Raw genomic sequence first — 13,128 nt, 5'->3', positions numbered from 1 at the left:
TACCCTGTTAATTAAAATATTAATGTACCCATTTTAAAAAAGTTTGTTCAATAATTCCTTTTATAATTGGTTTTGGAATATAATCATTCATGCCTGCTGCAAGACATTTTTGCCTATCTTCTTTTTCAGTTCCAGCAGTTATTGCAATTATCGGAATTTCTTTTCCATATTCTAATTTACGAATTACTTTTGTAGCTTCATAGCCATTCATAATTGGCATTTGTATATCCATAAAAATAATATCAGGTAATATAGACTCAAATTGAATTACCGCTTGCTCTCCATTTACGGCGTCAAAAATAGTTGTTTTTATAAATAAATTTTTAATAATTGTTTTGAGCAATAACATATTAACAGCATTATCTTCTACAATTAAAACTTTTACATTCTTATTAATAAAAGTGGAGACAGTATTTTTTTCTTTTAATATTTCTACATCATCTACATCAATCGAATTATTTATACAACTTTCTTCACTACTTTTTAGTTCTAAATCAAAGAAGAAAGTAGTTCCCAGTCCTATTTCGCTTTCTAGCTGTAATTTGCTATTCATCAAAGCTAAAAGCTGATTAGAGATTGTTAATCCTAAACCTGTACCTCCAAATTTCTTAGTTGTTGAACTATCCTCCTGCGAAAAAGCCTTGAATATTCTATTTTGATTTTCTTTTAGTATTCCAATTCCAGTATCTATCACAGCAAAGCGTATTAAAGTATTATGAGCATCAACCTTTTTTATGGTTTGTATGTGCAGTTTTATCGATCCTACTTCAGTAAACTTGACAGCATTGGCCAATAAATTTATTAATATCTGTTTTAACCTTACGGCATCAAGCCATAAAAAACGTGGTATATCTGGGGATAAGATAAGTTCTAATATTAATTTTTTCTGATTAGATTCGTATAAGATTAAATCTATTACTTGCGTGAGTAATTCATTTATATCAATTTTTTCTTTATACAGTTCTAATTTTCCGGCTTCAATTTTAGAAAAATCTAATATGTCATTTATAATATCTAAAAGTGAATGTGCTGAGTGATTTATAGTTTTCATGTATTTCTCCTGAATAACATCTAACGCTGTATTCATTAGTAAATCTGTAAAGCCAATAATTCCGTTTAAAGGCGTTCGTATTTCATGACTCATATTAGCTAAGAATTCTGACTTCGATTTATTTGCCGCCTCCGCTAATTCTTTTTCTTGTAATACGGTTTCAGACTGTTTTCTCTCAGTTATGTCAATATAAATACCCTCTAAAAATGCAATTTTTCCATCTCTATAAATAGTATCTCCAAATTCTTCTACCCAAACTATATGACTATCCTTATGTATAATTCGATAAATTAAGTGTATTGCAATCTTATTATTAATGGCATTAATTTTTGCTTCAATGATATCTTTTTTATCTTCAGGATGAATTAAATCTGTAAATGACAATTGACCATCAATAAATTTAGATTTATCGTATCCTGTTAATTTTTCTATTTTATCATTTACGTAAATTTTCTGATTGCTTTCATTAAACTGTGATAAGTAAACAGTTCCTGGAATATTATTAGCTAATAATCTAAATTTTTGTTCACTTTCATAGATAGCATTTTCATCAGTTATTCTTTCAATAGCAGAAGAAATATTTCGAGCTAGTGTTCGTAAAATTCTAATTTCTGCATCTGACCAATATTTTTCCTTCTGAGTATCATCAAAACCAATGAATCCATAAAATTTATTTTTGACAAATATGGGAAACAAAATTAATGATACAACATCTAGATTTTCTAATTTACTTTTTAAAGACGGATTTTTAATAGTTTCAATATTTGCTTCATACGTATCATTATTTAGCAAAGGTTCTAGTAATTCTTCAAAATATTCAAATGGTATGTTTTGTAAAGTGCTATTTAAGGTTGTTAAAGTTGTATTACCTGCTATCCATCTGTATTTTTGACTTATTACGTTTTTAATAAGATCTTTTTCATAATAGTAAGTCCTGTGAGATTTAGTTGCTTTGCCCATAATAATTAATATATCTGCAAATAAATCAGCTATATTATTACTGTTTAAAAATTTTTCGGTGCAAAGCGTCATTGCTGATAAAAGTTCTGTTTTGTATTCTAATTTTTTTTCAGCTTCAAATTTACTATGAGAAATTAAAGTTATTGCAATTAAATCAGCTACTGTGCGTGCAAAAGTAATATCATCATTATCCCAATATTTAGCTACTCTAGCATTTTCTAATGATAAAACGCCAACTAATTGACCATCAGAAAATATAGGAATATCAAGCTGAGATTTAATATCATTTTTGAGAAAGTAGTCATTTGTAAACTCTGAAAATTCATATTTAGCAAATACATCAGGAGCAACTATTTGTTTATTACTTATAATTGACTTAAAGTAAATTGGATAATTTTCTTTTCTCAGTATTTTGCCATTTTCAAATGAATCGTCATCTAGACTGTAAAGTACTTCACAATTGATTTTATCGACAGAATAATTCCAATAACTAACTCTATTACATGAAGTTACTTTAGCGGCAGATTCTATAATTTGCATTAAGCTAATTTCAAGATTATTATAAATACTATAATTTGTTGATGATATTTTCTTTATAATAGCATTATATTTTTCAATTTTTAAATCTCGAATTCTATTTTTAAATTCAATTTCTTTAAATTTAGTGATATCTCTCGCTATACCTGAATAACCAATTATTTCTCCCGAAGCATCTCGACGAATAATCACTTTTTGAGATATCCAAAGTTCTTCACCGTTCTTCTTTAACAAAGGAAATTCATTGACAGGAAAATAATCCTCAGCAGTATTATTTTTACTATAAAAATCTATTACGGTTTTGGTATACGTTGGTTTAATAAATTGTGAATAATTTCGACCAATGACTTCCAAATTATCATACCCAAATGATTTTGTGGTATATTTATTCACAAAGGTGAAATTTCCTAAATGATCTACCTCAAAAATAAGATCTACTGCATTTTCAATTAAATCTCGATATTGATTGCGTATTAGGATTTCATTAGTTACATCTTGCCCAATAACAATAAGTGAATTATTTGAAAATTGATGATTATCCCAACGGATAAATTTGAAATCGTTATTTGAACATATTATTTTATGAACACAGTCTTTATCTTCAGGAAAGTTATTAGTATTGAAATTATTATAACACTCCTTATTTTGTAAAAAATTCCAATATCCTTTTCCCAAAACATCTTCGATGCTATACCCTAAAATTTGTTCTACATTTTCACTACAAAATACAATTTCGCTTGATTTATCTATGGCAAAAATTAAAAATTTGCCTTCATTGATAATTTGGTTATTAAATTTGGCATCATTGTTTCGATTTAATAAAAGTACAAATTGTATATAGTTTAAAACGGTGACCACAAAACAGTTTACAGCAAGTATAAAAATGGTCACTGAAGGAAGTAGATCAAAAATATATACATATAAAAGATACAAAAAAACGGAACTTACAAAAGTCCAGTAAACATAAAAAGATTTTAAGATCGTATGAGAAAAATAAAAAATAACGGCAAATGCTGTTGTAGGTATTAAATCATTAGGTGTTATAATTAAATTTCTTGCAATTGTGGCAAAATAAAAGAAAAACAAAACAATAAAAATGTATCGTATGTTTTTTAAAACAAATTTAGATTTGGTACTGATAAAATAAATAACAATAAGAGTAAGGCCTAAACCACAATTTAAAAGAAGTAAACTTTGGGATCTAATTTTAAAATATTCTAATATGATTTCTATAATTGTTAATAGAATCCCTAAGAGCAATAAATAGATTTGATATTCCTTATTTGCGGTTAATGTAACCGATTGCTTTTCTGACAAATCACTTTTTAAACTTGATTTAATATTTAAAATACTATAAATTAAAAAAAATAATAAAGTGGATACTAGAAATACATATAAAGCATTAAGCACCGATGAATTCGGTACTAACACTAAAAATCCTTCACCCATTGCACTATATAATTTCATGTAATTAAATTTCAAAATAGAACAATAGACTTACTTGTAAATGGTCACATTAAATTGTAAATGTGTTAAAGATCACAGTCAAATTTACTGGAAATTAATATTTTAAAAATTAGTGATATTATTGCTATCAGACTCAAAACCTAAAATATTGTTATACAATGCATAATATAAAGAATACATAAATGGAATTGTAAAGAAAATACCAATACAGCAACCAATAAAACCGATTAAAACCCCAATTCCACTCACTATTAAGAGTCCCAATATGATTAAGGGTTGTTTTGAAACAATAGTAAAACTTGCTTCAATAGCCTCAATAGCAGATAATTTACCAAAAATAATTAAGGGAATAGTCATTATGGTAAACAACGAAATAAATAAACTTACTAGTAAATTAAGTAATGGGATTTCAGCATAGTTTAAGACTGTTGATAATAAGGAACTGACAAGAGATAGTAAAAAGGTAGCTATAAATAGTTCCTTAAAAAAAGGAGGCTTATAGAATTCAAACATTGTTGATACATGAAATTCTTCGTCATTCTCTGCACAATAGGCCATTTTTATTAAACCTGCAGTGAAAGGACTCAATAATGATCCTATTAATATAGAGGCAGCAGAGATAATTAACAATGTATTCATCCCAAAATTCTGAACTTGTAAATTTTCGGGTTTAAAAAATTCTAGAAATGCTGCACCTCCTAAATACGAGGCTAAAAGGCCAAAGACAATTAAAGAAATGACAAAGAAAAATACGAAAATAACTAAACCTCCATATAAAGCTATTTTTTTATAATTTTCAAATGCGTGTTCAAACACGCGACCAAAATCTAAAGCATATCCTTCTTTTTTTATTACTGCTATTCTATCTTTAATATTATTCATTAGGTTTAACTTTTGGTTGGTTATTTGCTTTTAAAATCTGAAAACTATGTTTTTAGTATTGATGTAAAATGCTGCTATTGACAATTGTAATAAGCCTGTCAAAAATAGTATCTTTTTGAAAATAACATTTACATAATACTATTTTTGTTTGTTATTTTATAGCCAGTTCAGTACTTTTCGTATTGTTTTTAATTTATCCTTGTATGGAGCGTACCGCATAGTCAGGTCTAGCCAAGTACCTCTTTTTACAACTGATTTCTTATGAGAGAAAATATCAAACGTTAATTTTCCATGGTAAGCACCTATGCCTGAATGACCAACACCTCCAAAAGGTAATCGATTGTTTACTAAGTGCACAATGGTGTCGTTTATACAACCCCCACCAAATGAATATTTGAGTAACACCTCATCAATAAACGTTTTATTTTCAGAAAACAGATAAAGTGATAATGGCTTATCATAGCTCATTATAATTTTATCAATATCACTCACTGCTTGATACGATATAATAGGAAGTATGGGTCCAAAAATTTCCTCCTGCATTGCTTTCGAATTCATTTCAGGTTCGTCCAATAGAGTAGGAGCTAGAAATAAAGTATCCGCATTTGATTGCCCTCCATAAATAATCTTTTGATTTTCTAATAGACTTAGTTGCCGTTGCCAGTTTTTTAGATTAATTATTCTAGCGTAATCGGCAGATTCTTCTGTGTTTTTTCCTAACGCAATTTCAATTTCTTGAATTAAACATTTGACAAAAGAATCTTTCACTTTATGGTGCACCAATATATAATCAGGCGCCACACATGTTTGGCCTGCATTAATCAATTTTCCCCAAACAATTCGCTTGGCACTTAACTCTATATTTGCAGTTTCGTCAACAATACAGGGGCTTTTCCCACCAAGTTCAAGTGTAACTGGCGTTAAATTTTCGGCTGCTGCTTTTGCTACTATTTTCCCTACGGGAACACTTCCTGTAAAAAAAATATAATCCCAACGTTTTTTTAATAATTCTGCTGCAATTGTAGCGTCTCCCGTTACAACCTCAACCTGCTCTAAAGGGAACGTTTCATTTATTATTTTAACTATAATAGCAGCAGTATGGGGTGTAAGTTCAGATGGTTTTAAAGTGACTTTATTTCCAGCGGCAACTGCAGCTACAAGCGGACATAAAGCTAACTGAAAGGGATAATTCCATGGAGACAATATTAATATATTTCCGTAAGGTTCACTATAAATATAATCTAAAGAGGGAAAATTAATTATAGTAGGCCATACTTTTGTTGGCTTAGTCCAAGAATTAATATTTTTTATAGTGTTTTTTAAATCGCTAATTACATAATTGGTTTCTGTTAAAACAGCTTCAAAAGCAGGTTTCTTAAAATCATCATATAAGGCCTTAATAATCGCATCCTCATGTTTTGTAATTACGTGCAATAATTTTATCAACGATTCTTTGCGGTATTTTATATCAGTTTTGTGGCTCATCGGATTATTTTAGTTCTAAAAATACATATTATTATTGTAATCCAACTTTCATTTTAAAAAAAACTAATAAAAAGCCTTACTATTTTAAGTTTGTTGATTACGATTTTTTAAACCACTCTAGTCAATTAAAATCAAACGGCGTTCCAAATGGGTTCATCAGGAGTAGGAGCTGTTATAGTTAAACTTTCTTTACTTACAGGATGTATAAAAAATAATTTCCTAGCGTGTAGATGGATTCCTCCATCAGGATTGCTGCGATCAAATCCATATTTTAAATCTCCTTTGATAGGTGATCCAATCGCCGAGAGCTGTGCTCGTATTTGATGGTGTCTACCAGTGTGTAAATTAATCTCTAAAGCAAAATAATTATTGAGTTCTTTGATTATATTGTAATCTAAACTCGCTAGTTTACTATCGGGAACTTCTTTTAAATGTGCTTTAGAGCTATTGTTTTTCTCGTTCCTTTTTAGATAATGCACCAATTTATCTTCTGATTTTATAGGTTTATTTTTAACAATGCACCAATACGTTTTTTGAGTTTCTCTATTGCTAAAAAGTTCGTTCATTCTAGTCAGCGCTTTACTGGTTCGAGCAAAAACCACAATTCCCGTTGTAGGTCGGTCTAACCGGTGAACTACGCCAAGAAAAACTTCTCCGGGTTTATTGTATTTATCTTTTATATACTCTTTGACCACATCTGATAATGGTTTGTCTCCCGTTTTGTCCCCTTGCACAATATCACCAACACGCTTATTGATGATAATAAGATGATTGTCTTGGTACAAGATTTGCAGATTTGCTTTAGTTGAAACTATTTTCATAAAGATTCTCTTAAATGAGGTATGAAAATTTAATATTGCTCATTTGCATTAGGAAAATCAGCTGATTTTACATCAATAACATACTGGCCAATTGCAGTAGTCATTCCGTCATATAAATCCATATAACGTCTCAGAAAACGAGGGCTAAATTCATTATTCATTCCCAGCATATCGTGAATTACAAGTACTTGTCCATCTACTCCGCCGCCAGCACCTATTCCTATAACAGGAATCGAAATACTTTTAGCTACTTTTTCGGCTAAATGAGCTGGAATTTTTTCTAATACTAGCGCAAAACAGCCTAAGCTTTCAAGTAATTTAGCATCTTCCATTAATTTTTCAGCTTCTTCTTCCTCTTTAGCACGTACAGTATAAGTTCCAAATTTATAAATCGATTGTGGGGTTAAACCCAAATGACCCATTACTGGAATACCGGCATTTAAAATTTTCTTAATAGAATCTTTGATCTCTTTTCCGCCCTCTAGTTTTACCGCATGACCACCACTTTCTTTCATAATTCTGATAGAAGAACGCAAAGCTTCTTTTGGATCTGATTGATAACTTCCAAATGGTAGATCAACGACAACAAGAGCTCTTTCAATTGCCCTAACAACAGATGATGCATGATAAATCATTTGGTCTAAAGTGATAGGCAACGTAGTTTCATGTCCAGCCATTACATTAGAAGCTGAATCCCCTACAAGAATCACATCAATCCCAGCGCTATCAACGATTTTTGCCATTGTAAAATCATAAGCGGTAAGCATAGCAATTTTCTCGCCATTGGCTTTCATTTCAATCAGCGACTTTGTAGTTATTCTTTTATAATCTTTTTTTGCGACAGACATATTTGGTGTTTTAAGTGCGTAAAGGTAACAAAATGAATAATTGATGTAGTATAAACACTCAGTATTATTATGGTTTTTAAAAAGTAGAAATTTTGCGCATTTTTCCTTTAAAATGTCTAAAAAAATAGATAACTATTTTTTGCTATCATCAATTTAGCTTTTTACATATTCTTGGTTTTTACTTCTTTTTAAACAGTAAGAATAGAAATGGGCAGTAGACAATCGTAAGAAAATAACGGTATTATTTTTACCATACAAGCCATGTAAGATTTAAATATAATCTTTTATAATGTTAGCAATTTATAAGTTTATAGGATAATTGTTTGGTGTTAAATAAAGACGATACAAGTGACAAAACTACGACAGCGAAATACGACGAAAATTTGTTCCTGTAACTTACTATTTTAAATTCTAAATTACATGTTACCTCCTACACTCAATGATCATTAGTGATAGAAAGTTATTGAAAATAAATAGGTTATGTGATAATTGTCACCGTTGTTCTTCATTATACAAGCTACTTTTAAATTATAAAAATAAATGTTATGTCAAAAATAGTCATTTTAGGCGCCGGAATATCGGGACATGTTGCTGCGTCACATTTGAGAAGAAAATTAGGTAAAGAACACGAAGTATTAGTGGTTTCTCCTAATAGTAATTATCAATGGATTCCTTCTAATATCTGGGTGGGAGTGGGAAGAATGAAATCTAAAGAGCTATTATTCCCATTAACGCCTTTGTACAAAAAAAAGAATATTGGTTTTAAACAAGCTAAAGTAGTTTCATTTCATCCTGAGGGTGATGCAACAGAGTCTAAACCCTATGTAATGGTTGAGTATATGGCTGGAGAAGAAAAGGATAAAAGAGAAAAAGTAAATTATGATTATCTAATTAATGCAACAGGACCAAAATTAGCTTTTGATCTCACCGAAGGTTTAAATCCTGGTACTAATAGAGCATACTCTGTATGTACTTACAGCCACGCAGAACATGCTTGGAAAGGATTAGAGAGTTTAATTAAAGAAATGAAAAATGGTAAAAAAGCTAAAATACTAATTGGTACAGGTCATGCCAAAGCTACTTGTCAGGGTGCTGCATTTGAATACATTTTAAATGTAGAGCAAGAATTAAAAAGGCATAAAGTTCGAGATATGGCTGAAATCACATGGATTTCAAATGAATTTAAGTTAGGTGATTTTGGGATGGATGGAATGCTACTAAGTTACGGAAACAAAACCATGCCGTCATTTGAGATGGTGGAAATGGTTTTTAGAGATCGAGGGATAAAGTGGATTTTGGGCGCTGCGGTTACTAAAATAGAAGATGGTGTTGCACATTATGAAAATTTAGATGGAGAATTTAAATCTGAAAATTATGATTTTGCGATGCTGATTCCTTCATTTGCTGGACATGGTTTTAAAGCTTTTGATAAAAATCAAATTGATATAACAGAAAAATTATTCAAAGGTTTTATGCTTGTAGATGCTGATTATACTGTTAAACCTTACGAAGAATGGTCTGTAAAAGACTGGCCAGAGACTTACCAAAATCCATCTTATCCCAATATTTTTGCACCAGGAATTGCTTTTGCACCGCCTCATGCTATTTCAAAACCAAGAAAAAGTAAAAATGGTACTGATATAACACCCGCGCCACCACGAACAGGAATGCCGTCAGGAATAACTGCGAAAATTGTTGCTGATAATATTATTGATTCTATAAAATCGAATCATGTTTCACTAAATCACAGGGGCTCTATGGGAAATATGGGTGCTGCATGTATTGCCTCGGCGGGATTTGGCTTGACAGCAGGAAGCGGAATAAGTATTACTACTTATCCTATTGTTCCTGATTATGAAAAATATCCTGATTCGCAAGGTCGTCAGTTAGGGAAAACTTTTGGAGAAATAGGCTTAGCAGGACATTGGTTGAAATTGCTTTTGCATTACGTATTTATTTATAAAGCCAAGATGAAACCTTTCTGGTGGCTTATTCCGGAATAAAAATGAAACAAATCAAATTGCAAACTTTAAAATTAGTACAATGACAACTCAAATAACAAAATACCAACGCTTTGTAATGATGAATCCAGTGATTCAATTTTTCAAACTGATTTACCTTTCATTAAAGGTTTTAATAGTTGTTGCTGGTGGTCATGGTGGTACAAGAAGTTAAATTAGTAGTAGAGCTGTATGTAATGAATAATGATTAATTTGTTTTATAATAATCTCATCTATCCTGAAACTTTTGACAAAATTACTTTGAGTAACTTACATAATCAGGGTCAGTATTAATCATATTTATAAGTTAATAAAAAGGTTGGAAATAGTTGATTTTTTATTATTTCAATTTGATTTTAACAATGTTTTTTAAAATCAATCTAATTTAGAATCATTTTTTAGTTATCATTTAAAAAGCTAATGGTAGTAATTATTTGGTTATCGTATACCAATTAATCATTTTTAATTGCGAAATTGCGCACGGACTAAAATCAAATTTAATTATAGAATTCACTACTTATGAAGAAAACATTAGTTTTATCGCTTTTACTAATTGGAGCATTTACGGCATTTTCACAGACTAAAGAGGAGCAAATGTTAAAGGAGATTTATAAATCTTCATTAACAAATGCTAAATGCTACCCATGGTTAGATCATTTATCAAATACAATTGGTTCGCGTTTATCAGGATCAACGGGGGCAGAAAAAGCAGTTGTTTACACAAAGGCACAACTGGAAACACTTGGACTAGACAAAGTGTATTTACAAGAAGTAATGGTTCCTAAATGGGTTCGAGGAGAAAAGGAAATTGGTTATTTAAAAACAGGGAATAAAAAAATTGATTTTGCAATTTGTGCACTTGGCGGATCAGTGGCTACACCAAAAAAAGGAATTGAAGCCGCTGTGATTGAAGTAAAAAGCCTAGAGGAATTAACAGTTTTAGGAAAAGAGAAAGTAAAAGGTAAAATCATTTTTTTTAATAGACCTATGGATCCCGAATTTGTAGAAACATTCAAAGCGTATGGAAGTTGCGTAGATCAAAGATCGTCAGGCGCGCGTGAAGCAGGAAAACTCGGTGCTTTAGCCGTTATCGTAAGATCAATGAATTTGCGCTTAGATGATTTTCCGCATACTGGTTCTACTAATTATGGTGATATTTCGAATGACTTAAAAATTCCTGCTGCAGCAATCAGTACAAATGGAGCTGAGTTGTTGAGTAAAAATTTAAAAGAGAATCCTACTGCAAAATTCTTTTTTAGACAGTCTTGCGAAACTTTTGATGATGTCTTGTCCTATAATGTTGTAGGAGAAATAAAAGGAACTGAGCATCCAGAAAGAATAATGGTGGTAGGCGGACATCTTGATTCTTGGGATTTAGGGGATGGATCGCATGATGATGGAGCAGGATGTGTGCAAAGCATGGAAGTACTTAATATTTTTAAAAATATTGGCTATAAGCCAAAAAATACCTTGCGCGTTGTTCTCTTTATGAACGAAGAAAACGGTGTTAGAGGCGGTATAGAATATGAAAATCAGTCTAATAAAAATAATGAAAATCACATATTTGCTTTAGAAAGTGATTCAGGAGGTTTTTCACCAAGAGGTTTCTCTATTGAAGCTGATGAAGCAAATTTTAATAAAATCAGCAGTTGGGGAAAACTATTTGAACCCTATTTAATACATCGATTTGTAAGAGGATTTCCAGGAGTAGATATTGGTCCATTGCAATCTAAACATATTGTAAAAGTTGGTTTACAGCCAGATTCACAGCGATACTTTGATTACCATCACGCCGCTAATGATACATTTGATGCAGTCAACAAAAGAGAATTAGAATTAGGTGCAGCAGCCATGGCATCTTTAATTTACTTAGTAGATCAAAATGGAACTATAAAATAAAATTGTAAAAATTACAAAGGTGCGATTCTTTGCTGTTTCAATATTTAAACGAAATAGTAAACGTTGCACCTTGATTTATTTTACTTTCTACAGCAATACGACCACCTAAACTTGTAATATGATTATAAACTAAATAAAGACCAATACCGCTGCTGCTGCTATCATCATTATCATGGAATTTTTCGTAAAGGCCAAAAATTTTATCCTTTACCTTATTTAAATTAAATCCAAGTCCTTTATCCGAAAATATGAGTTGATTTATGCCATTCATTCTTCGAGATTTAATTGAAATGTGAGGTACTTGATCCAGTTTTGCATATTTTATTGAGTTGGTAATTAAATTCAAAAAAATACTTTTGATGAACGCTTTGTTAAAAGTAATAGTTTCAAAAGCATCAAAATCAATTATAATGATGGCTTCTGAATCATTTATTAAGGAAATTATTGAAGCAAGAATCTCGTCTAATGCTTCTCTTAAGTTTACTTCCTCAACTTGAGTATTAACATGCTCATTTTCAATTAAATCATTAATTGAATCATTTAGCGTTTTATTTAATTTCTCACTTGTTAATTTAAGAATTTCAAGTAATTCTAATGTTTCTGGATCATCAATTTTAGAAATATTGATCAAACTGAAAACAGAAAGCATATTATTGATTGGTGATTTTAGATCATGTGAAGTTTTATGTGACAGTACAGTTAATTTTTTATTTATTTGGGTTAGATTAGTAAGTAGTAAATTACGCTCTTCTTCTATTTTCTTTTTATGGGTTATATTTTTTGCAATTGCATAAACTAATTGTTCAGATTCTACAGGCATTGAAGTCCACGATAACCATATTATTTTTCCACTTTTAGTAATATATCTATTCTCAAAATTTAATAAAGGTTTGTTTTTATAAACAAGTTCTCTTGCCTCGATGGTGATTTGTACATCTGGTGCATAAATAAATTCAATAAGTGGTCGTGAGTATAATTCCTCTTTGGTATATCCTAATAATTTTGAAACTGCCGAATTAATTCTTTTAAAATAGCCATCATATCCGGCGATACAAATTAAATCAGCTGATATATTAAAGAAATTAGGTTCTTCGCTTAAATTAGTGGAATATTAAAAACTTAGCTAATTTTGGGGTATGGAATTAGATGGATTAGGAGTTTTGCTAGGGGTTAAATCT

9 protein-coding genes are annotated in these 13,128 nt (G+C 30.4%); 3 read left to right on the top strand and 6 right to left on the bottom strand.

Annotated features, from left to right (window positions below; genetic code table 11):
* Positions 1 to 19: 19 nt before the first annotated feature.
* The 5 genes from RCH18_RS11850 to panB form a co-directional block, all read right to left on the bottom strand.
* Positions 20 to 4,015 carry a PAS domain S-box protein gene (locus RCH18_RS11850; protein WP_326936969.1) on the bottom strand — a complete coding sequence of 1,332 codons (3,996 nt, stop codon included), beginning with the start codon at positions 4,013 to 4,015 and terminating at the stop codon, positions 20 to 22.
* A 102-nt stretch (positions 4,016 to 4,117) separates the two neighbouring features.
* Complete coding sequence (locus RCH18_RS11845; protein ID WP_326936968.1) at positions 4,118 to 4,897, bottom strand: hypothetical protein; 780 nt, start codon at positions 4,895 to 4,897, stop codon at positions 4,118 to 4,120.
* 156 nt (positions 4,898 to 5,053) lie between these two features.
* Complete coding sequence (locus RCH18_RS11840; protein ID WP_326936967.1) at positions 5,054 to 6,382, bottom strand: aldehyde dehydrogenase; 1,329 nt, start codon at positions 6,380 to 6,382, stop codon at positions 5,054 to 5,056.
* 131 nt (positions 6,383 to 6,513) lie between these two features.
* Positions 6,514 to 7,203, bottom strand: a complete 690-nt coding sequence (locus tag RCH18_RS11835) for an RluA family pseudouridine synthase (RefSeq protein ID WP_326936966.1) — start codon at positions 7,201 to 7,203, stop codon at positions 6,514 to 6,516.
* A gap of 29 nt (positions 7,204 to 7,232) precedes the next feature.
* Positions 7,233 to 8,051: a 3-methyl-2-oxobutanoate hydroxymethyltransferase gene (panB, locus tag RCH18_RS11830; RefSeq protein ID WP_326936965.1), complete on the bottom strand. Its 819-nt coding sequence runs from the start codon at positions 8,049 to 8,051 to the stop codon at positions 7,233 to 7,235.
* A gap of 545 nt (positions 8,052 to 8,596) precedes the next feature.
* Here panB and RCH18_RS11825 point away from each other — a divergent pair.
* The 3 genes from RCH18_RS11825 (at position 8,597) to RCH18_RS11815 (ending at position 11,950) form a co-directional block, all read left to right on the top strand.
* Positions 8,597 to 10,054, top strand: coding sequence for an NAD(P)/FAD-dependent oxidoreductase (locus RCH18_RS11825; protein ID WP_326936964.1), 1,458 nt, complete (start codon positions 8,597 to 8,599; stop codon positions 10,052 to 10,054).
* A gap of 40 nt (positions 10,055 to 10,094) precedes the next feature.
* Positions 10,095 to 10,226 carry a hypothetical protein gene (locus RCH18_RS11820; protein ID WP_326936963.1) on the top strand — a complete coding sequence of 44 codons (132 nt, stop codon included), beginning with the start codon at positions 10,095 to 10,097 and terminating at the stop codon, positions 10,224 to 10,226.
* A 344-nt stretch (positions 10,227 to 10,570) separates the two neighbouring features.
* A complete protein-coding gene (locus tag RCH18_RS11815; RefSeq protein WP_326936962.1) occupies positions 10,571 to 11,950 on the top strand; it encodes a M28 family peptidase in 1,380 nt (459 codons plus the stop codon).
* 37 nt (positions 11,951 to 11,987) lie between these two features.
* Here RCH18_RS11815 and RCH18_RS11810 read toward each other — a convergent pair whose 3' ends face one another.
* Positions 11,988 to 13,022, bottom strand: coding sequence for a PAS domain-containing sensor histidine kinase (locus RCH18_RS11810; protein ID WP_326937003.1), 1,035 nt, complete (start codon positions 13,020 to 13,022; stop codon positions 11,988 to 11,990).
* Positions 13,023 to 13,128: the final 106 nt, after the last annotated feature.

It is taken from the genome of Flavobacterium sp. PL11 (assembly GCF_035985025.1).
In the GTDB taxonomy this organism is placed as follows: Bacteria; Bacteroidota; Bacteroidia; order Flavobacteriales; family Flavobacteriaceae; genus Flavobacterium.
This window is presented reverse-complemented; position numbering and strand designations above follow the sequence as displayed.

What these genes read in the sequence shown, in the direction of transcription:
- RCH18_RS11850 (WP_326936969.1), bottom strand. Translation starts at nt 4,015, where the DNA reads ATGAAATTATATAGTGCAATGGGTGAAGGATTTTTAGTGTTAGTACCG.
- RCH18_RS11845 (WP_326936968.1), bottom strand. Translation starts at nt 4,897, where the DNA reads ATGAATAATATTAAAGATAGAATAGCAGTAATAAAAAAAGAAGGATAT.
- RCH18_RS11840 (WP_326936967.1), bottom strand. Translation starts at nt 6,382, where the DNA reads ATGAGCCACAAAACTGATATAAAATACCGCAAAGAATCGTTGATAAAA.
- RCH18_RS11835 (WP_326936966.1), bottom strand. Translation starts at nt 7,203, where the DNA reads ATGAAAATAGTTTCAACTAAAGCAAATCTGCAAATCTTGTACCAAGAC.
- panB (WP_326936965.1), bottom strand. Translation starts at nt 8,051, where the DNA reads ATGTCTGTCGCAAAAAAAGATTATAAAAGAATAACTACAAAGTCGCTG.
- RCH18_RS11825 (WP_326936964.1), top strand. Translation starts at nt 8,597, where the DNA reads ATGTCAAAAATAGTCATTTTAGGCGCCGGAATATCGGGACATGTTGCT.
- RCH18_RS11820 (WP_326936963.1), top strand. Translation starts at nt 10,095, where the DNA reads ATGACAACTCAAATAACAAAATACCAACGCTTTGTAATGATGAATCCA.
- RCH18_RS11815 (WP_326936962.1), top strand. Translation starts at nt 10,571, where the DNA reads ATGAAGAAAACATTAGTTTTATCGCTTTTACTAATTGGAGCATTTACG.